18 protein-coding genes and 1 other annotated feature (1 of these 19 running past the window's edge) are annotated in these 21,588 nt (G+C 44.6%); of the genes, 2 read left to right on the top strand and 16 right to left on the bottom strand.

The window, feature by feature from the left end:
• Positions 1 to 115 (bottom strand) — a binding site (T-box leader) (it extends 147 nt beyond the left edge of the window).
• 74 nt (positions 116 to 189) lie between these two features.
• The 4 genes from AC58PQ_RS21795 to AC58PQ_RS21780 all read right to left on the bottom strand — a co-directional run bounded on the left by AC58PQ_RS21795 (position 190) and on the right by AC58PQ_RS21780 (position 3,818).
• Positions 190 to 852 (bottom strand): zinc dependent phospholipase C family protein, encoded by a 663-nt coding sequence (locus tag AC58PQ_RS21795; RefSeq protein ID WP_497245233.1) that lies wholly within the window; start codon positions 850 to 852, stop codon positions 190 to 192.
• Positions 853 to 879: 27 nt separating this feature from the next.
• Positions 880 to 1,974 (bottom strand): hypothetical protein, encoded by a 1,095-nt coding sequence (locus AC58PQ_RS21790; RefSeq protein WP_497245231.1) that lies wholly within the window; start codon positions 1,972 to 1,974, stop codon positions 880 to 882.
• 145 nt (positions 1,975 to 2,119) lie between these two features.
• Positions 2,120 to 3,400, bottom strand: coding sequence for an L-cysteine desulfidase family protein (locus tag AC58PQ_RS21785; RefSeq protein ID WP_497245229.1), 1,281 nt, complete (start codon positions 3,398 to 3,400; stop codon positions 2,120 to 2,122).
• Between the two features lie 109 nt (positions 3,401 to 3,509).
• On the bottom strand, positions 3,510 to 3,818 hold the full coding sequence (locus AC58PQ_RS21780) for a hypothetical protein (RefSeq protein ID WP_497245227.1): 309 nt from the start codon (positions 3,816 to 3,818) through the stop codon (positions 3,510 to 3,512).
• 121 nt (positions 3,819 to 3,939) lie between these two features.
• Between AC58PQ_RS21780 and AC58PQ_RS21775 the strand changes: the two genes are divergently transcribed.
• Positions 3,940 to 5,103: a stalk domain-containing protein gene (locus AC58PQ_RS21775; protein ID WP_497245225.1), complete on the top strand. Its 1,164-nt coding sequence runs from the start codon at positions 3,940 to 3,942 to the stop codon at positions 5,101 to 5,103.
• 5 nt (positions 5,104 to 5,108) lie between these two features.
• On the opposite strand, the gene AC58PQ_RS21770 is transcribed toward AC58PQ_RS21775, so the two are convergent.
• The 7 genes from AC58PQ_RS21770 to AC58PQ_RS21740 form a co-directional block, all read right to left on the bottom strand.
• A complete protein-coding gene (locus AC58PQ_RS21770; protein ID WP_497245223.1) occupies positions 5,109 to 5,639 on the bottom strand; it encodes a hypothetical protein in 531 nt (176 codons plus the stop codon).
• Between the two features lie 145 nt (positions 5,640 to 5,784).
• On the bottom strand, positions 5,785 to 6,138 hold the full coding sequence (locus tag AC58PQ_RS21765) for a hypothetical protein (RefSeq protein WP_497245221.1): 354 nt from the start codon (positions 6,136 to 6,138) through the stop codon (positions 5,785 to 5,787).
• Positions 6,139 to 6,147: 9 nt separating this feature from the next.
• Entirely contained in the window at positions 6,148 to 6,693 is a 546-nt protein-coding gene (locus AC58PQ_RS21760) for a VanZ family protein (RefSeq protein ID WP_497245219.1), read from the bottom strand.
• Positions 6,694 to 6,730: 37 nt separating this feature from the next.
• Positions 6,731 to 7,597, bottom strand: a complete 867-nt coding sequence (locus AC58PQ_RS21755; RefSeq protein ID WP_497245217.1) for a M15 family metallopeptidase — start codon at positions 7,595 to 7,597, stop codon at positions 6,731 to 6,733.
• 94 nt (positions 7,598 to 7,691) lie between these two features.
• Positions 7,692 to 8,780: a sensor histidine kinase gene (locus tag AC58PQ_RS21750; protein ID WP_497245215.1), complete on the bottom strand. Its 1,089-nt coding sequence runs from the start codon at positions 8,778 to 8,780 to the stop codon at positions 7,692 to 7,694.
• Positions 8,773 to 9,468, bottom strand: coding sequence for a response regulator transcription factor (locus AC58PQ_RS21745; protein ID WP_497245213.1), 696 nt, complete (start codon positions 9,466 to 9,468; stop codon positions 8,773 to 8,775). Before AC58PQ_RS21745 ends, AC58PQ_RS21750 begins: the two co-directional genes overlap by 8 nt.
• 225 nt (positions 9,469 to 9,693) lie before the next feature.
• Positions 9,694 to 11,190, bottom strand: a complete 1,497-nt coding sequence (locus tag AC58PQ_RS21740; RefSeq protein WP_497245211.1) for an exosporium protein — start codon at positions 11,188 to 11,190, stop codon at positions 9,694 to 9,696.
• 209 nt (positions 11,191 to 11,399) lie between these two features.
• Here AC58PQ_RS21740 and AC58PQ_RS21735 point away from each other — a divergent pair, with 209 nt between their 5' ends.
• Positions 11,400 to 12,434, top strand: a complete 1,035-nt coding sequence (locus AC58PQ_RS21735; protein WP_497245209.1) for a YheC/YheD family endospore coat-associated protein — start codon at positions 11,400 to 11,402, stop codon at positions 12,432 to 12,434.
• Positions 12,435 to 12,484: 50 nt separating this feature from the next.
• Here the strand turns inward: AC58PQ_RS21735 and nasC are convergent, their stop codons facing one another.
• From nasC to nirB (AC58PQ_RS21710), 5 genes are all read right to left on the bottom strand, one after another.
• Positions 12,485 to 14,620 (bottom strand): assimilatory nitrate reductase catalytic subunit NasC, encoded by a 2,136-nt coding sequence (gene nasC / locus AC58PQ_RS21730; protein WP_497245207.1) that lies wholly within the window; start codon positions 14,618 to 14,620, stop codon positions 12,485 to 12,487.
• Positions 14,621 to 14,624: 4 nt separating this feature from the next.
• Entirely contained in the window at positions 14,625 to 17,006 is a 2,382-nt protein-coding gene (gene nirB, locus AC58PQ_RS21725) for a nitrite reductase large subunit NirB (protein ID WP_497245205.1), read from the bottom strand.
• Positions 17,007 to 17,072: 66 nt separating this feature from the next.
• Positions 17,073 to 18,248, bottom strand: coding sequence for an MFS transporter (locus AC58PQ_RS21720; RefSeq protein ID WP_497245203.1), 1,176 nt, complete (start codon positions 18,246 to 18,248; stop codon positions 17,073 to 17,075).
• Between the two features lie 19 nt (positions 18,249 to 18,267).
• Positions 18,268 to 18,600, bottom strand: coding sequence for a nitrite reductase small subunit NirD (gene nirD / locus AC58PQ_RS21715; RefSeq protein WP_497245201.1), 333 nt, complete (start codon positions 18,598 to 18,600; stop codon positions 18,268 to 18,270).
• A 14-nt stretch (positions 18,601 to 18,614) separates the two neighbouring features.
• Positions 18,615 to 21,047 carry a nitrite reductase large subunit NirB gene (nirB, locus tag AC58PQ_RS21710; RefSeq protein WP_497245199.1) on the bottom strand — a complete coding sequence of 811 codons (2,433 nt, stop codon included), beginning with the start codon at positions 21,045 to 21,047 and terminating at the stop codon, positions 18,615 to 18,617.
• Between the last annotated feature and the right edge of the window lie 541 nt (positions 21,048 to 21,588).

The following is a 21,588-nucleotide window of genomic DNA, read 5'->3' as shown; positions in this document are numbered from 1 at the left end:
GTTCCGATGTGCTGCTCTGAGGCTTTGTTCAATAAAGTTCTCTTTACTCCTTTTCAGCTAACGGAGCTCTCTGTGAAAGATTTCATTTATTTACTCTTCTCTTCAACGCATTTATTATTGCAGTTATTTTATCAAATAACGAGAGGTACGTAAACAATAAATTTTGGAAAATCATAAAAACCTACAAATTTACTGTGGTTTCTTGTTCGTAACGCTGCATTTAATACCCCAATCTTTATATAATTCAGTTAATTCATTTGATGTATTTACAATAAAATCTCTTACACGATCTTCTTTAAAATAAATGGGTATAATTTCAGGTTCATTCTTCTCATTTCTAAGCCAGTCAATCTTTTCATCTCTATATTGATTTACTTCAATATCAGTAACAAAGGGTGCTACTGTACTTGCGTTTGCTGTGCTTAATTGAAGAATAACACTCTGTGCCCAGTTCTCTGTTTTCAACAAAATAAACTCGATTTGACTCACTTCTTTGTTGTATACATTCCTTTTATCTTGCAAATTCCCTTGATAATTTAGCTCAAATTCAGCATAAACCGTCTCTGTCCATCTCAAGTCAGCATAGATATGGGTAAAGTATCCAAGTATATATTCTTTCCAATTGCTTTCAGCATTCAAGTCTAAATATTCTAAGCATTTTCTTATAATTACTTCTATGCTAGGAAGCTGTTCTTCTCTAACTAAATGAGTATATCCCTTATCTCTCCTAGTCATATTATCTCTCACATGTATGGCATCTGGAGCTATACTACCAATTAGGAAATTAGGAGATAAATATGTTGTTGAAAATATTTTTTCAGCAATTGCAAAATGAACCATTGGCCAAGGCACTAAAAGAATACCCCCTTGAATTGATAACTATTTCTCCATGATTGCACCCTTTGGATTCGTGATCCATTTAGGTCCTAACCATGTCTCAATCAGATAACTTTCCGTGAATTTACTGAGCAAATGTCCAATAACATGTACTTTCTGAGGCGAAAGTGAAGTGGTTAGCGACCAATCAGGGTGAGGTTTATCCTGCAGTCTAGTTGGTTGTTGTAGTAGCAAATAGGTGTCAGTCTTTAAGAGGTTTCCGACCTGCTGCAGCTCCAGTTGAATCCATTGATTACCTAACCAGGTTTCAATCTGGAACCACTTTCTATCTGTTACTTTATCATATTTGAGCCAATCCTTTTGAGCGGAAACGATCCGAACATCTTGCGGTGAAATCATGCCGATCGGGCCCAGAGATTCATCTATGGAGCTGTATATCGCTGTATTGTCAAAAAGGGTAACAACGGATGGAATACCCGGTTGAGAAGGTGGATTGAGCTTTGCTGCCTCCTGCTCGTATTTGTTCATGACTTTTTCCATGATCGAAATAGCTTCCGCGTTCGTCAGGTTGTCTTTCGGCCGAAATTTAGTTTGCATCGCGCTGTCCAAGAGGCCATCCCGATAACCAATTTGAATGAGTCCTTGCTGCATCTCACTAATGTCCTTAAAGTCAGTGAATACTTTACTCGCATCCGCTTGCGTGTTGCTCCAGCTACCTGACACAAGGCTTGTTGTCAGCAACTTGATTAATCCGCCGACGGCTGTCTCGCGGTTCAAGTGTTGGGCATACATCGGAACAAGGTTGTACACATACCCTTTGATCATCTCGTCTTCCTTGCCTTTTGGCAGCTGAACGCCCATCTTGATCATCGTTACCCAGTTTCCAATATCGATTGGTTCATCGTACCGCTCTGGGTTAAGCACATAGAAGTAGAATGAGTTCCACTCTTCCCTCGTGATCGGTCCTTGCATTGAACTGCCGTCCTTAAACGGAGCAATCCGCTGTTTATAAGGCTTTAGTTCAGGATCAACCCAATGACTAGTTGCCGCGTAAGATAGTAATGGAATCGTTAACACCATGAACACCATCAGGATTGTAACTTTCTTGATCAATAGTCCAAAACCAACATTTTTCAAAGATCATCACTCCAGTCGTTAATTCATCATCAATTAGACGAAGCAACCCACTAATAGTTTCCATTTCATCTGAAAATGAGAAAAACTTCTAATGTGGTAACGAAAAAGGACTGCCTCGCGGCAGCCTCGCGGCAGACCTTCATTCTTACAAATCCTTATTCAACATCATCTCGAGGACAAGCTTGTCCATATCAGATGTAGCTTCATTCCCGATCCGACAGAAGTTGTCAATCGTTTTCTCCGCGTCATTTTCGATAAAACCGTTGGTCGAGGATATGGTCATCCCTTTCGATGCAAGAAGCGCTGATTGTACCGCTGCACTCGTACACGTTGCTACTTTCATGGCACAGCCACCCTTTGCGCCATCACACATCATCCCCGTTACATTGCCGAGCATGTTTTGGATTGCGGCTTTAATCTCCGTGTTCCCTCCACCTAGTAGATAGGTGATGCCGCAGCTTGCACCAGTGCCAGAAACCGTGACGCCACATAAGGCAGACAATCGTCCAAATTTGGACTTGATATGAATCGTGACTAAGTGACTTAAAGTCACGGCCCGAATGAGTTGTTCCTCCGAAGCGCCAAGCTTCTCTGCTGCTGCAATAACAGGATTTGTCGCGGCTATGCCTTGGTTTCCACTACCCGAATTGGCCATAACGGGCATGCTGGAACCAGCCATCCGTGCATCCGATCCAGCTGCGGCAAGCGCCATGGCATGTGAGATTAGATCATCTGACAAAATACCTTTTTGTACATTCTCTTTAATCGTCTTCCCTACTTCGAGACCATACCCATTCGTTAATCCGTCTAGTCCTGCTTTGCGGTTCAATTCAATGCTTTGTTTGACCAATTGGAGCTCGTCAAGATCAACGGTGTTTACGAATTCCACGATACCATCGATCGTAAGCTCTTCTCGTTCCTCTTTGGAACTCTTGAAGCTCGCATTCGCGCAGCCTCCCGATTCCATGACCTTCCCATCAACCTCAACTAGCGTGATATTCGTGTGATTATCTGTAATGACAACCTTTGCATAACTTTGCTCTGTTGAAACGATGACCTCAATATATAACTTCCTTGGCGTATCAGCTAGATGGACCACAGAAATACCACGCTCAACCATATCCTGTGCCTCAGTAACATCGTGAGGTTGAATATCTGCAAGCACTTCTAACTGTTTCTCCGCATTCCCCGCAATAGCACCTAACGCAGCTACAAAGTCAATTCCTGTCAGATTCGTACCTGGAATCCCGACGGCAAGTGCGTTCTTGATGATACCAGCGCTAGCATGAACGGTTACTTGCTCAATAGGACCATCCACATAGCTTCGTGCCTTCGCAGCAGCCAAGGCTATGGCAACAGGCTCTGTGCAACCGAGCGCGACGACGAGTTCGTTTTTCAAGATGTGAATGAATGTATTCGTATGCAAAAAAGTCACCCCTTAGCTCAGTTCTACAACAACTACTACTACTACTACTACTACTATAGCGGAAATATATGTGGAGAGTTTGTTGAAAATATGTGTAAACCTTCCGAATTTACCCTTCTGTCACGTCCGCTCCCAATTCACTTGCAACCTCCAACATCTTGGGAATGACGGCTTCATTCGTTCCCGATACATAAATATCCCCTTGATAATGCCGGAATGGAATCTTACTATCGCCATAGCACCACATGAAAAAATCCCCTTCGATGGACATGGTTGTCGCACCAGTCACTGTAAATACAGATGAGTAGGTGAAATCAGGTTGTGTAGAAAAATACTGTTTACACGCTTCCAATGATATGGGTTGTGCGGCTTGTTCAATTTGTTGAAATACTCTCGTAATGCGGTAGCGTTGACTCATTGTTAGGCCTCCGTTTTGGATATGGTTGATGCGGACTCAATCGTTGGTTAACTTACGAATATTCTTATGATAGGACATATGAAGCATATTGCCAACCAGAGAAGATGGAGCGTGTATAAAAGTGGGTAAATGGAAATCAGGAACAATTGGATTCGTGTGCGGCGCCTTGTTTTTCTCAGGTCTTTCCTACGCGGCGACCGAATCAGTCGGTATAGATGTATATTTTCGTAAGTTACAGTACTATTTCGATGGAGAGATTAAGCAACCACCTTCAGATCTTCAAGGATTCATTTATAAAAATACAACCTATGTACCCCTTCGATTTCTGACGGAATCATTAGGGAAACCCGTGAGTTGGGATGATACGACAAACTCTATTTTTGTAGGGGACAAGCCCCAACTTCCAGTGCCCTCCGAAAAGAACGAAAATTCGTCAACGGAATCAGCAGCATTGCAAGTATTTCCGGAGGATAATCCTTGGAATACGGACATTTCTACCTTTCCAGTTCATCAGAAATCGAAACAGTTTATAGACTCCATTGGCTTAAATACCAGTGTGCATGCTGATTTCGGAACCGAATGGCAAGGGGCACCCATAGGGATTCCGTACACAATCGTAAGCGGCGATCAACCGAAAGTAAACGTAACATTTACGGACTACGGCGATGAGAGTGACCCTGGACCCTATCCGATTCCAGCCAATGCACCCATAGAAGGCGGTCCGAATAGCGAAGGCGACCGTCATGTTATCGTTGTAGATCAAGACAATGACATGCTGTACGAATTGTACAATGCACACACTACGCCAGATGGATGGCAAGCATCAAATGGCGCTAAGTGGGATTTGAAATCAAATCTACTTCGCCCTAAATACTGGACATCCGCTGACGCGGCCGGCCTACCTATCTTCCCTGGGCTCGTTCGGTATGAGGAGGCAAGTACAGGAGAAATCAACCATGCCCTTCGTTTCACAGTACGAAAGACACAACGTGGATTCGTCGCTCCTGCTACTCATTTTGCCTCGAACAGTACCGATCCGAATCTTCCTCCTATGGGACTTCGGCTTAGGCTGCGTGACGACTTTGACATCACTAGCTACTCTGCTACGAATCAAGCGATCCTTCGAGCGATGAAGAAATACGGGATGATCGTCGCCGACAACGGCAGTGATCTGTATGTGAGCGGAGCACCTAATCCGAAATGGGACGATGATGACTTGCATAAACTCGGTAAGCTCAAAGGCAGCGATTTCGAAGTCGTGGATACCGGTCCAATTGAAAAATAATGGAACTATGTCAGGAAGCTTTTCAATGTCTCGATGCTAATATTGGCTCTGAGATTCAGTGATTTTTTGTCTTTCAAATTGAAGGATTTCAATTCATGTCCAGGATCTAGAATCAACTGATTTAACATAATATCATCGATGATAAGCTTCGTCACTGTCAGGGTTTCGTACAATGACTCTTTCATAACGACATCCTTCACAGAAGTAAGAATACGGATGATCGATTCCGCATAGAGGAGTTTGATGATACTATCAGCACTCTTAATATGCCTGGAAGCGAAGCTAACGACATTCTTTAACACACGTACTTCCTTAAAATCTCGAGCAATCGATTCCAAGCTGTTCAGAACTTCTGCGTCTCGTATTGACAGTTCAGCCGAGTAGTGATCAATCATTTCTTGTACCCATAGCATTTCAGTTTCTTTGGAAACCGCAAAAGATTTATATTCATCGTGTGCACCTGCTCGATACATTTGAAAAGTGCTGCCTCGATAATAGGTGAATAATTCCTTAGCTCTTTGTTGCTCTGACTCCATACATGAACCGCCCCGACATTTCATTGCAAATTTTATGAATTCTCAAATCATAGTACCATATTTAAGATAGGGACAGCCATTCAAGTCCAATTGAAAACGAAAAGGCTGCCCCCGCGCAGATAGTTCTACGAAAGGACAGCCACTTCTATATCTTCTTACATGACGTCACATAGAATCCTTTATCATAATGGTGACGGAAGGTTACTTGAAAGGAATCCGCCTTTTTCTCCATCTCATTGGGCTCCATGTTATATAAGTATTCCTTACCTGGATTTAAAAACTTTTGTTCCTGAAGAGCAAGCAAGATTCTTCTTTGCAATTCAGTCGTAAGCACGCGCTCCAATTGCCCTTCTCGCGTTTGAGGAAAATCCCAAAAGGCAATCCATTCGATCTCATCCATCGACTTCGTTTCTTCCATCGGTTGTGCGCTTGCTACCTGACTGGATGCAAACAGTATGCCAACGGACAGCAGAAACCTCCAAATCCCTATGCCTCGCATTTCATCACCCTAGATTATTTTACCTTCGTTTGAAATCTTCATGTATGGAGATTGGAAAATACTTGAGACACTACTTATGAACTTGTTGTACAACTTGAAAACACAATACCCAAGTATGCCCCCAAATCCATTTAAAATGAGATCATCCACATCAAAGCTACCCATGGTAAGAACTACCTGTAAACCTTCCAAACTAAAGCTTAAACCCAACGAGCATGTGAGCACACCGAATACTGTAATTCGTTTCTGTCTCGACATCAGTACTAAGAAAATGCCATACGGCATGAATACCGCGATATTCCCAAACAAATTGACGAGATCATGATGGGATAATCTCTGAATATTATCAGATATCGAAACGAAAGGCTTGAAGTTGGCATATTCCAACCGATTTGTGATATGAACAGGATTCTCTACATTCCGCTGAAGCTGATAGCAAAGAAAAGGTAGGTCAATAGAACCGAACTTAAATAGAATGATTTTGAACACAACGTATATATAAAAGGTGAATAAAGCCGACAGCATCATCTCATTCCATACTTTCATTTGTTTCATACAGCAAGCTCACTCTCCTCAAATTCTTGGTTGCACCTCATGGAAGCACGGTTACAATCACACCATCCATATTGTTGCCTGATAGGTGATAGTAACGATTGCTAGGCACATGAATGGTCGTATTCTGGCTAATTTGATAATACGAAATCTCATAAATCTTCCCTTTAACCTGAATTGAGATGTTCTTCTGTTCTTTCAAGTATTCCAAATATTGTTCCAACGATAAATTCTTCTGCTGCATAATCAAACTGTGAGGTAAACCGACATAGCGAAAATGCCAGGGTTCGTACTGGATGCCCGTGATGGCCGTTTTGTCCTTGGGATAACGTAAAATAAACCCGAATTCTGCGGCATTTTTGACCAACCAATCCCCCTCAGGTGCTTGATTCATGTCACTTTGTTTAGATCCAATATCAAGAGCTAATCCTAGGTTATGTTCACTATGTCCTGCTGGCAAAGCATAGTTAGCACCCATTTCTTTATACAATTGACTCTGTTCTTTATTGTCTCGATAGCCACTGTTGATCATAAAATGGCGTACCCCATCTTTTTCAGCTGCGCTGACCATGGTCGTAAATGATTGAACCACACTTTGTGACAGCCGAATGGTGTTATCTAATAATCCGAACCCTTTGACTAGTTCTTTATGTTGGAAAAGATTGAGCACATCCGTCTGCATTCCCGCTTGATGAACCGGATACTCCAGATTAATTAAGACAAGATTACCTTGGTAAATCTGATCTTTGGTCACTTTTATCGCAAGATCCTTCCCAGAGGAAGTCACTACATAAGCGCTATCATCTTTACGCGATGGTTCAACTCTTTTACCTGCTGCTGAATGTTGCTGTATTGCCTCATAACTTAGCAGCACCACAATAACAAACCAAAAAACCCACTTCTTCATCTTCAGTTTCCCTCCTAAACCTTGCTTGCATTTAGAATAAAGAAAACTGTTTAAATTAGAAGTGGGACAAATATAAAATTTTTCTTAAACTTCCTCAATACAGGGGTAATCTGACTTCAAAAAGCGTGCGAATCACATTACTTTGGACCGTAATGGTCCCCTTATGCTGCTCCAGAATATTCTTCGCGATGAATAAGCCGAGCCCCGTACTCCCGTCCTGATGGGTTCGAGCTTGGTCACCTGTATAAAACATCTCAAAGAGATGAGGAAGCTCACCTTGGGGTATACAATTGCCATAGTTGATGACTTGAACAACCGCTTCTTCCCCATCTCGATGGCCGGTGATATCGACAAATTGACCATCTTTCCCATATCGATTGGCATTCGTCAATAGATTTTCAAATACACGTGCTAACAGCTCCCCGTCAGCCGAAATTTCCAATTGCGGAGCAACCTGCAATCTAGTTATCAAGTTACTTTTTTCAAAAACGGGGTACAACTCCTCATTCAGTTGAGTAAGCAGTTCGCTTAGATCAATTTGCTTCTTTTCAATGGTCAACATGCCATATTTCATTCGCGTAATTTCAAATAGCTCATCAATGAGCTTCTCTAAGCGTTGCGATTTGTTAAAAGCAATGGTCGTATAATGGATCATTTTCTCCCGCGATAGCTGATCATCCTGAAGTATATAGTCCAAATAACCAATGACTGAGGTGAGTGGCGTACGTAAGTCGTGTGCTAAGTTTAAAACGAGCTGATCCTTACTGTTTTCTGCAAAATCCCCACGTTCTACCGCTTGCTGCAGTTTCTCGCTTGCCATATTGATATCATCAGCAATATCCTTGAACTCATCATCCGATGCAATGTGAATGCGACTATGAAAGTCACCGCCAGCTAGTCGATGAATCCCATTCGATATCTCATTAAAATAAGTGGCGTAGCGCTTAGTTAGAAAAAAGAAACACAAAATGGAAAGCGGGATAAACACTAACAAGAAGAAGTTTAAGTCCCCAATTGTATTAATAAAATGTCGTAATCTGGCTACAGGATCTTCCCTACGAACGCCTGCGTAATAAATCTTCAGCACTTTATACAGAATAAAGGTAAACGTACCGGACATCAGCATGCTGAGTCCTAATAAACCGATCATTTTGGATCGAAAGCTGCGTAATAGATTAGCCATTGAATGTATATCCCACACCCCATACGGTTTTGATTAATTTATGTTTGTTGGTATCTTCACCAATTTTTTTGCGCAGCGTCCGAATATGTACCATGACCGTGTTACCACTTTCATAATAAGCTTCCCCCCACACGTGTCCAAAAATATGCTCCGCACTAAACACTTTCTTCGGGTGACTCGCCAAAAGATATAGAATATCAAATTCTTTCGGAGTAAGCTCAACTTTCTCACCATATAAAAGAACTGACCTTTGATCAGCATCAATGGTCACGCCTCCAGCTTCCAACACAGGGCTGTTTACTGCTCTAGGTTGGTTCAATTGCATGGACCGCCGCAGCTGCGCATTCACCCGAGCAACCAATTCCATAGGGTTGAAAGGCTTGGTCATATAATCCACAGCACCCATGACCAATCCCGTTATCTTATCCAAGTCGGAGGATTTCGCACTCAAAAAAATGATCGGAAATGAATACCGCTCTCGAATTTGTCGGGTCACTTCATACCCATCTAGCTTTGGCATCATAATGTCCAAAATCGCCAAATCAATAGCATGAGATTCAATCGCATGAATGGCCTCTTTCCCATCCGATACTTTAATAAGATGGTAGCCTTCTTTTTCTAAATGCAACGCAACCAGATCAGCGATCTCCGCCTCATCATCTGCGATTAAAATCGTAGTTCGCTTCATCTTATCCCGCTCCTGTATGAAAATAACTAGTTCCGAGCTTGTTTACAATGCATTCCTATTATAACCGATTCAGACAAAAACAGCTCTGCCAATGGCAAAGCTGTTTTTGTTTGTTGCATAGAAACACAATAGAAGTGTTAGTTTCTGCGATCTGCGTGAGCATTTTACATAGTTTAGCAATTTCATAAAGCTTACTGCACAAGCAAAATTGTACGAAGTAAGTTCTTAAGGAGAAGGAGTATACGATAGACTGGCGCTAAACGAGAGTTGGGTAATATTAGCTGCTGAGGGATCAGACGCTACACGCGTCCTTATACGAATACCAATACGATCACCCGCTGTGACATTTAATGGTAAGACATTTAAATTGGTTGCTGTATAGAAAGTACCGGCAATAACCGTATTACCAGGACCTCCAAAAGTAAGCGAGCTAGTTAGTAGTGGTATAGCTGTCACGTAAGATGAAGAAGGATGACTAATCCCATTATTAGGAAATGAAGGTGCTTTGAAAACTGTAAAATCATATACAAGAGGTGTCACATTTATTGAAGTCACTGAAGCAACCAATAAATCTGCGCTTATTTGTAAGTTTTGAACGGTTCCATTAAAGGGAATTGGGAAAGCAAAACCACCTGCTTCTGGTGGGCTAGTTGATTCTCCAGAAAGATCAATAACTTCAACCGTGTGACTACCAAATCCCATTAAAATTGGAGCAGCAGATACGACTGTAGCACCACTGATGATGATACCTGTTGAAAATGGAATTAATCCTTCTGAACCCGGTGCTCCAGTTGCTCCTGTTGCTCCCGGTGCTCCTGTTGCTCCTGGTGCTCCTGTTGCTCCCGGTGCTCCTGTTGCTCCTGCTGCTCCCGGTGCTCCTGGTGCTCCTGTTGCTCCCGGTGCTCCTGTTGCTCCCGGTGCTCCTGTTGCTCCCGGTGCTCCTGCTGCTCCCGGTGCTCCCGGTGCTCCTGTTGCTCCCGGTGCTCCTGTTGCTCCTCCTGCTCCCGGTGCTCCTGTTGCTCCTGCTGCTCCCGGTGCTCCTGTTGCTCCTGCTGCTCCCGGTGCACCTGTTGCTCCCGGTGCTCCTGTTGCTCCCGGTGCTCCTGCTGCTCCCGGTGCTCCTGTTGCTCCCGGTGCTCCTGTTGCTCCTGCTGGTCCCGGTGGACCACCCGCTGGTCCTGTCGCCCCTGTAGCTCCCGTAGCTCCTGCACCTGTAGCTCCTGTTGCACCCACTGTTCCCGTTGGCCCCGCAGGTCCCATTGGTCCCATAGGTCCCATTGATCCCGTTGCACCCACTGTTCCCGCTGTTCCCGTTGGCCCCGCAGGTCCCATTGGTCCCATAGGTCCCATTGATCCCGTTGTTCCCGCTGTTCCCGCTGTTCCCGTTGGTCCCGCAGGTCCCATTGGTCCCATAGGTCCCATTGATCCCGTTGTTCCCGCTGTTCCCGTTGGTCCCGCAGGTCCCATTGGTCCCGTCGCCCCTGCTAATCCAGCTGGTCCTTCTGGTCCTTGGTGACCTCGTGGTCCTGCTGGTCCCTCTGGCCCTTTGTGACCTCGCGGACCTTCTGGCCCTGTAGCTCCCGTTGCTCCTGCTGCTCCTGCTGCTCCTGCAGGTCCTGTTGCTCCAGTAGAACCTGTTGCCCCTGGTGTCCCCGCAGCTCCTTCGGGCCCTCTTGGTCCTTCTGGACCTGGAGGTCCTGGAGGGCAATTACATTTCCCCATACTAATCTCAACTCCCTATTTTCAAACGTATTTCATCATATTAAAAGCCTAAATAGATAGACACAGTAAATGCCTACTAAATTGAAAAAAGTGGTAAATAAGGCTATTTATTCAATAATAATCAGCATATTTATGTGTTTGTCCCATACCAAAATGACCGCGCTAGCATTAGTTACTAAAGAGGGTTCGATAGCTAGGGAGTGATTAGAATGGACAAGCGCCCATTAATAGGAATTATGGTAACTACAAGAAATAGTAGAAAAAGAATTTTGTATCTTTGTCAACATTTTAAGAATCTAAACCTGAGACTCTACGCTTTCACTCCAGCAGATATACGTTGGAAAAAGCGCCGTATTATTGGACTTAGTCTGAAAAATGGCCAATGGACACAAAGTTTGTACCCCTTTCCACTTGTCGTCTATAACCGTTGTTACAACAAAGAATCCATAACAATTCAACAACTAGAGAAAATAATAGGTAACAATAAGTGTTTCAATACGATCAATCATTTCAATAAATGGGACCTCTATAACCAGCTGCAACAATCGAGTCTTTCGCAATATGTACCCAACACATTTCAATATAATGAAGTGAAAATATCAGAACAATTAGATATAAATAATCTTCTCTTCATAAAGCCGATATATGGATCTAAAGGCGCATCTGTCTATCGAATTGAACGTCTGAGCAATGAAGATATTCATATTTCATTACACAGCTTAGCTCCAAGAGTTATATGCAGGAAAAATGATTGCATTCAAGAAAAATTAGATGAACTTCTCGGACGAAAGAAATATTTGGTCCAACAAGGGATTCAAATGAGTCAACTCGATCGACAATATTTTGACATCCGGGTCCTTGTTCAAAAGGGGAATATTGGTCAATGGTTAATTTCCAACATCACTTGTAGAGTGGCATACGAGCGTTACTTTAACACTAGTATGTGTGAACGCGTATATGATGTAGCAGAAATTCTCCCGCGACTATTTTCGCCTGAAAAAACAAATGAAATCCTACATTCTCTGAATGAAGTAAGTGTTAAGGCCGCTCAAGAAGCAGAATCGCTTATGGGATCATTGGGAGAACTGAGTGTGGATTTTGTATTGGACAAACAAAGTAAGCTATGGATTATTGAGCTTAACGGAATGCCCCAGAAAAATTTATACGAGGATCTTAAGGGTTTTAAACATAAGGATCTGTATCGTAGACCAATGGAATATGCTTATCATCTTACTCAATCATGAAAAAACCGAACTCATCGCTGCAAGAGATCGATGAGTTCGGTTTAACCATTTTATACATATTCCGATACTAATTGACTTACCTGTACCGCACACACCTTAAAACCAGGCATTTTGCAGGTTGGATCGAGCGCGTCATTCGTCAATTTGTTGACGTTTTGCGTATCACCCCAATGCATGGGCACGAATACCGTGTCTTCGCGAATCGCGTCGCTGAAGCGACTACGCACATAAATGTCGCCGCGTTTGGAAGACAGTTTCACAAGTGTGGCATCTTCGATGTGGTATTTCTTCGCAGTACTTGGATGAATCTCCATGAAGGATTCCACATCCCGCGCGGCTAATGATGGACTTTTGCGGGTTTGCACACCTGTTAGATAATGTACGAGAACCCGGCCAGTGGTCAAATACAGAGGGAAATCCTCGCTGACCTGCTCCTTTGGAAGATGATTCTCCACGGTGGTGAGAAGCGCTCTTCCCGCAGGAAGTGGAAATGAGGATTCGAATAAGCGCTTTGCACCTGGATGCGCCTCTTCCGGACAAGGCCAATAGACGCCTTCTTCCTTCCGCAATCGATCATAGGTAATGCCGTAGTAATCCGCCGTCCCGCCGCGACTTGCAAGGCGAAGCTCATTAAAGACCTCTTCGACATCGCCAAACGGAAAGAATTGACCTCTCCCGAGCTTCTCAGCTAGCTCACAAAGAACCCGCCAATCGTGCTTTGCTTCACCAGGAGCAGGGCGACCAGCTTCTCTCAGAAGGACTCGTCCTTCTAGGTTAGTTAACGTCCCGGCATTCTCTAAATAGGCCGTTACCGGTAAAAGTAAATCAGCTAGCTGTGCTGTTTCGGAGATGAGAAAGTCAGCAACCACGAGGAAATCGAGTTTCTTCAACCCTTCTTCCACGAAGTTCGCGTTTGGGTTCGAAACGAGCGGATTCGAGCCCATGACGAATAAGGCGCGTATTTCCTGCTCGTGGACCTTCTCCATCATTTCATAGGCAGAGACACCCTTACCTGGGAGCTCACTGGGATCGATTTTCCAAACATTCGCCACATATGCGCGATCCTCGGGGTTCTCAATCAGTCGGTAGCCTGGAAGCTGATCCGCTTTCTGACCATGCTCCCTTCCGCCCTGCCCGTTCCCTTGACCTGTGACAGCGCCATAGCCACAGCCAGGTTTACCGATTTTACCAGTGAGAAGTACAAGATTCAGGAAGTTACGAACGGCCATATGGCCATCCGTTTGCTGCTCCACGCCTCTTGCGGTGAATACCATCCCCGTATTCGCTTTGCCATAACTCAGCGCCGCATTACGAATCAACTGGGCTGGCACCCCTGTTAATTGAGCAATTTCATCCATCTCTAGCGAATCTAGATGTGCCTTTAATTCAGCAAATCCCGTTGTCCGTTCAGCGACGAAAGCTTCATCGATACATCCATCCTCAAGCAAAACCTTGAGCATCCCATTGGCCAAAGTCGCATCCATCCCAGGCTTCACGCGCAAATGAATATCCGCGATACGCGTCGTACCGGTTTCCCGCGGGTCGATGACAATGATAACGGCACCCTTTTCTTTCGCTCTTGTAAAATAAGGCATGAGCGTCGGTTGGCACTCCGCTATATTCGTTCCTGCCAGTAGGATACACTCAGCTAATTCAATGTCTGATAATTGGTTCGTCAACCCACGGTCGATTCCAAATACTTTAACACCTGCTGATGCGGCCGCCGACATACAGAATCTCCCGTTATAATCAATAAACTTCGTTTGCAGCGCTACACGAGCGAATTTACCTAGTAAATAGGCAGATTCATTCGTTAATGAGCCGCCGCCATACAGACCCACAGTGTGATTGCTATATGCCTCGCGGAGCGTAGTGAACTTACTTGTGATAAGTTCATAGGCATCTTCCCATGAAATACGTTCGAACTGACCATTCTTCTTCACCATCGGATGAAGTAGACGTTCGCCCGTAAGTACATGCTGGTAGGCGTTCATCCCCTTGATACAGAGGCGCCCTTCCGATGCCATATTCGGCTTGGGAACAACGGAATATACAGGCCTTCCGTCAGCAGTGTTTCGATCTTCGATCACTTGCATTTTACACTGCACACTGCAAAAAGGGCATTGTGTGTCTATCACTTGTAAAGTACCCGTTACGGTTTGTTCTTGATGGGAGAATGGACTCATAGGCTCACCTTGCCAATGCAGCTGTTCGCTGCGTATTTACTTGCTGCTGTTCCCTAAATATCATTTCTATATTCAATCTCGCGTTTAGCTCTGTGCGGAACACGAGATCAAAAAGTCCTTCACGAAGTTGTGTAATCCCTTTGCGTTCAACCCACTGCCCCGTTGTTTCGGCGAAATTCGCTTCTTCACGGTACCATTGCAGGAATGCGGTAGATAGCTCTAGAGCTGCTTCCTCTATTGGCTCCATGCACAATAATTCCGCTTGTCGTAGCTTCGTTCCTCCGCTGCCGCCAACATAGATTTCCCAACCACCTGGAACACCTACAAGACCTAGATCCTTAGTAAGCGTGCCTGCACGGTGCAACGGACTTGCTGAAACGGCAACACTTACTTGTGCGGGCACTTGAAGTCCTTCTAGTCGACGCTCGAGATTGACACCCAAGCCTATCGAATCTTGCAGCGCACTTCGATCGTAATGAATCCCTGTACACGTAGCCACAGATGAGATCATTCTACCATATCTAGGAGCTGGTGATGTTAGCTGTCCGATTTCAGCACCGAGGGTGCTAACTTCATCTGCTGCAATGCCGAGCAGATCCAGTTGCGCACCGCCAGATAGCTTCACTAGTGGAATGTGATACTTATCGATCACATCGGCAAGGAGCCTTAATTGCTCGGCGCTCGTGACACCGCCGTACATACGCGGTGTGATGCCGTATGTGCCATCGGCGAGCAAGCTCGCTCCTGAATCTGCCGAAGCTGATTCAGCACCAACTTTGTCGGCTGCAGCACTACGCGTCTGGCCGACATAATATTGAACGGCTGGGCGGCATATACCGCATCCGTCCGCCTTGCTCCACCCAAGCGCATTCATGGCTTCATGCGCGGTCTCAAAGTTTGCGCTGCGCACCGTTTCGCGCAGCTCCTCATGGCTGTGCGACGTGCAGCCGCACACGGTTTCTTTCGGCGCTGCCGGCGCATCCTTGCTCTGCAGCGCTAATTGCAGCATCGCTGCGACGAGCGGCTTGCAGCCACCGCAGGTGCTCGATGCCCGCGTGCAGGCGCGAACATCCTCGACGGATGAGCAACCGTTATCACGGACCGCATCCAGGATGCCGCCCTTCGTTACGCCGTTGCAAGAGCACACGGTTGCCGTAAGAGCCAGTGAAGCCGCGTACGCTTCATCGGCACCGCCTCCTACTGCCGATGCTTCCTCCAACACGGACACATCCGCTTGTTGCTTAATATAGCCGAGCAGCTTATTCCCCTCGCTGCTGTCTCCAAAGAGGACGGCTCCTACGATTTTGTTATCACGGATCGCGATCTTCTTGTACGTTTTTTTGATTCCATCTATTACTTTCAGTGAAGTATTAATTTCGGAATCACGAATTTCTCCCGCCGAGAATACTTCTACTCCGGATACTTTTAATTGGGAATACAGAATAGATCCCTGATAGCCTTCGGTTTCTACGCCGCAAATCTTCTTAGCCAGCACTTTACCTTGCTCATAGAGAGGGGCGACGAGACCATAAACCATATTGCAATGCTCGGCACACTCTCCGACTGCATAGACACCTGGCACGTTCGTTTCCATATAATCATTGACCATGATGGCCCGATTGGTTTCGATACCACTATCTGCCGCTAGCTTAATGTTTGGGCGTACACCGACTGAAATGACGATCAGATCTGCCTCTACTTTGCTTCCATCTTTAAATAGAAGTCCTTCTACTCGTTTTTTACCATAAATTTTCTCAGTCTGCTTCTCGAGTAGAAATTTCATCCCTTGATTCTCCAACTCTTTACGCAGCATCCCTGCTGAAGTCGGAGTGAGTTGGCGCTCCATCAAATAGTGGAAAATATGTACGACATGGACGTCCATCCCTAGATTAAGCAAGCCGCGAGCCGCTTCTAAACCGAGTAGACCGCCGCCAATGACAACAGCTTTCTTATAGGATTTGGAAGCCTCCAACATTTTATTGCAATCGTTAATGTCGCGAAAAGCCGTCACACCTGATTTATCTGCTCCTGGCAAAGGAAGCATGAATGGCAATGAACCCGTGGCAAGGATCAATTGATCGTAGTCAACTGTACGCCCTTTTTCGCTCACGACTTTGCGTTTAGCCGTATCAATGCTAATCACGGAGTCCCCCGAATAAAGCGTAATTCCTTTATCTTGATACCACTGCCAATCATTAATGGTAATATCATTCACTGTTGTACTTCCCTGAAGCACCTTCGATAACATAATGCGATTATAATTGGGATGCGGCTCACTGCCGAATATTGTGATTTCGAAACGATCTGGCGCAAGTGCAAGAATTTCTTCCACGCAGCGAACGCCAGCCATTCCATTACCGATTAAGACGAGTTTTTGTTTCCCCATAACTGATTGACCTCCACATTCCCATGCTGAAGTTCCATGTTCGTACTCATTACATGCCTCGCTGAGTTATGCCATTGTGCTTTGTTTGTTAATCACCATACGTCTCGTTGCTAGATTCATCCACAGACAAGCGCAGGCGAATACCATAAGCAAGACGAAGCCCAACGTATAAGCTCCTGACAAATCTTTCACAATGCCTAATAGAATAGGCGGAAAAAAACCGCCTAAACCGCCTGCTGCACCTACAATTCCTGTGACTGCCCCCGTATTCCCGGAGGAAACTTCTGGAACCATTTTGAATACGGCTCCGTTTCCTACGCCTAACAGGGCAGCAGCCACCAGACAACACACGCTAAAGGATGTGAATTGGTGTAACGACGCTGACAAGGCGATCGAAGTGATAATCATGCCTGTAAATACTACCACAAGTACACGCCGTGAACCTATGCGATCGGCCAAATAGCCGCCTAACGGACGAATGAGCGTAGCTATGACAACAAATCCTGCTGTTTTCAAACCTGCATCTGTTGCAGACAAATGAAATAAGTCCTTGAGAAATGTCGGCAAGTATACGCCAAAGGCAACGAAGCCACCGAAAGTTAAAAAATAAAAAAACGATAAATACCACGTTGATTGATCCTTAAGCACAATCATCGATTGCTTGAATGTCTTTTTTTGAGCTGGAAAAGGTAAATCCTTGGTTCCGATCCAAAAGATAGCCGTAACGATCGCGATCATGATGGCTAAGCTCCAGAACACCCATTGGAAACCGTAATGGTTAAATACGAAAGGCAATGAAAAACTTGCTGCAGCACCGCCTAGATTACCAAGTCCAGCTAATCCAAGTACAAGACCCTGTCTCTCAGGGGGAAACCATCTCGATACATAAGTAAGGGAAATGGCGAAGGTCGTCCCTGCCATCCCAATAAATAGCGCGCAAAGCAGCAGCATCCAGTACGAATGCACGTATCCAGCGATCAGCAGCGGAATCGTTAGAAAAAGCATCGTAATTGCAAACACGCGTTTACCGCCGAATCGATCTGTATAAATACCCATCGGGATTCGCAGAATCGAGCCGAGCAGAACTGGAGTTGCGATTAGCAGGCTTTTCTGGATGGTGCTTAAATGAAACAATTCCTGGATTTGTCCAGCAATCGGTGCAAAAACGCTCCAGATCACGAAGGATGCCATCATGGCTAACGTGGATAATCCTAAAGCAAGTGCTGATCCATTCTGTCGCATGATTCGGTACTCCCCCTTGCTAGGATGCTAGGATATTTTCTTCTGAAATATGCAAATACATTTCTCCGTCGTCCTCAATTTCAACTTCGAATTTGGTCACACAGCCAACATCCGGCGCCTGAACAAGTCCGTTGTGCAGATCTATTTTCCAATCATGCAAGGGACAAAATACATGATGATCACATACAATACCTTCAGAAAGCTTACCCGCTTTGTGCGGGCAGCGATTTTCAATAGCTTTGATGACTCCGTCTGAGAGTTTGAACACAGCAATTTCTAAGTCGCCGATGCGTACAACACGCGATCTTTTTAGTGCAATTTCAGAAATATGGCCAATGTGTAACCGTTTCATATGCATCATCCCTTCTATTTCAAAATCGAGGCTGCCGATTGTTCTTCAATGGGTGAAAATGTTTGGCGCAATGCCTTTTGTTCAATGATCTCTTTCCATGGATCTTTCATCAGGGATAAGGCTTTATTAATGCGGTCATTAAAAGCAGCGCGATCTTCGCTTGACGCCAATGTCTCTTTAATTGTCTCTAGACCTACACGCTCCAGCCACTCCGATGTGCGTTCATTGTACTTCCCGGTTTCCCGATAGTACTGCAGGTAAGCGCCAGACCATTCGAGTACTTCCTCTTCCGTCTTCACTTTGCATAAAAGATCCGTTCCACGCAGCTTCGTTCCTCCGTTACCACCAACATGGAGCTCCCAACCGCCATCAATGGCGACAACGCCAAAATCTTTGATGGTCGCTTCCGCACAGTTACGCGGGCAACCTGAGACCGCCATTTTAACTTTAGCCGGTGTATATAGGCGCTCGAACTTCTTCTCAAGCTGAATGCCCATCCCAATGGCATCTTGCGTTCCGAAGCGGCAGAACGTAGAGCCCACGCATGTTTTCACGGTGCGAAGGGACTTGCCGTAAGCATAACCTGAGGGCATATCTAGATCAGCCCACATGCCAGGCAGATCTTCCTTCTTCACTCCGAGCAAATCGATACGCTGTCCGCCTGTCACTTTCACTAGAGGCACTTCATATTTTTCAGCGATCTCTGCAATTTTCTTCAAGTCCTTCGGTGTTGTTACGCCACCATACATTCTAGGAACGACAGAGTACGTGCCATCCTTCTGGATGTTCGCATGATTGCGCTCGTTCACGAATCGAGACTCTCTTTCGTCCTCATGCTCTTCTGGCCACACCATACCTAGATAGTAATTTAAGGCTGGACGGCACTTGGAGCACCCTTCTACATTGGACCATTCGAGAACATTCATAACTTCTTTCGTTGTCGTAAGTTGCATCGTGCGAATCGCTTCAACAACTTCATCACGTCCGAGCGTCGTACAACCGCAAATACCTTCCTTCACGGTTTTCACGCCGTCTGCACCAAGGACATATGTGAGCACATCGGCTACAAGCGGTTTACACCCTCCGCAAGAAGCGGATGCTTTGGTACATGCTTTGATATCATTAACGCTGGAGCAGCCCTTCTCTTGTATCGCCTGGACGATGGCACCTTTGGAAACACCATTACAGCCACATACGATTTCATCAGCGCTCATGCCAGCAACTAAATCAACACCAGACTTCGTCTTGCCTCCACCTTCACCAAGGAGAACAGTCTTTTCTTTGCCTGTTACATCTTCGCCGTTACGGATCATTGCGAACAGTCTGGAACCATCGCTGATGTCACCGAACAAGACAGCTCCGATCACTTTCCCTTCTCGAATAACAACCTTCTTATAAATGCCTTCGAAATCGTCTTGTACACGAACAGCGCGAGTACCTGGTTTATCTGCATATTCACCTGCTGAGAACACGTCTACACCTGATACTTTGAGTTTCGTTGAAACGACGGAACCCTGATATCCTTCCGTACCAACACCCGCTAGTCTCTTAGCAAGAACAGCACCTTGTTCATATAACGGAGCCACCAGACCGTATGCAACTCCACGATGCTCCGTGCATTCACCTATGGAGTAGATATGAGGGACACTCGTTTCTAGGAAATCATTGACCACAATTCCTCGATTGATTTCAATTCCACTATTTTTGGCAAGCGCAATATTAGGTCTTATTCCTACAGCCATAACAACGAGATCAGCTTCAACTTCCGAACCATCCGTAAACCGAAGTCCTGTTACTCGCTTTTTACCTAAAATCGTTTCACTATTTTTCTTGAGCAGGAACTTCATCCCTTGCTGTTCCAGCTCTTGCTGCAACAGCAAGGAAGCTGTTCTGTCGAGTTGGAGATTCATTAAGTATTCATTAATATGCACGACGGAAACTTCCATATTGAGGTTCAGCAATCCGCGTGCTGCTTCAAGCCCTAGTAGTCCCCCGCCGATAACAACCGCTTTTTTGTAATTCTTGGCTGTTTCCATCATCGTCTCGCAATCCCCAATATCACGGAATGCGATCACACCTTCTTTGTCTGACCCAGGCAGTGGAAGCATAAACGGCAGCGATCCGGTTGCCAGAATCAGTTCATCATAAGCTACCGTGATTCCACCATCTGTACTGACAAGCTTGCGATCTGTATCAATCTTGTTAACGGTATGACCCGTATGCAAGGTAATGTTATTTTCCGTGTACCAGGACCAATCATTAATGACAATGTCCTTCATATCAGCATCCCCGGCCAAAACCGATGACAGCAGAATACGGTTATAGTTAGGATGAGGTTCTTTCCCAAAGATCGTGATTTCGTATGAGTTTGGTGCAAGTTTTAGCAATTGCTCGATACAATTAACACCAGCCATGCCATTTCCAACTAAAACTATTTTTTTCTTCATCCTATTTCACGCTCCCATTTAAATTTAAGTAACATTTAATGTTATATTACATCTAAAATATGTGATGATGACAAATTTAAAATTTTAATGTAAATAAATCTAACATTTGTTTCTTGTTACTAATATACTCTGGAACATCGTGTTTTTCAACAAAAATTTACCAATTAATTATTTGAAAGTATGTTAATTTATATAAACACGAATTATCTATCGATAAATAATGATAAATATTCGTCTTTTTGAATGTGGTTTTGCTTTCACAACTCAATGCCAATCAATTTTCGGAACGTATTTCAAACTGTAAAACAAATCTATGTCATATATAGTTACAAACAATAGGCATCAACTTCACTCTTTTGATGAAAAACATGCATCATTTTCCATTCCGAGTGTTAACTCTAACTACTAAACTAGAAATCAAAGTGTGACTCAGATGATTTTTGGCGTTTAAAAATACACCTTGCTAATCTTTCATGTTAGTTATAATTTGAATTCAGTTAGTATTATTTGATATTTTATAATAACTTATAAGAAAATATTA

The sequence above is a fragment of the Paenibacillus sp. J22P143 genome (assembly GCF_059692035.1).
This window is presented reverse-complemented; position numbering and strand designations above follow the sequence as displayed.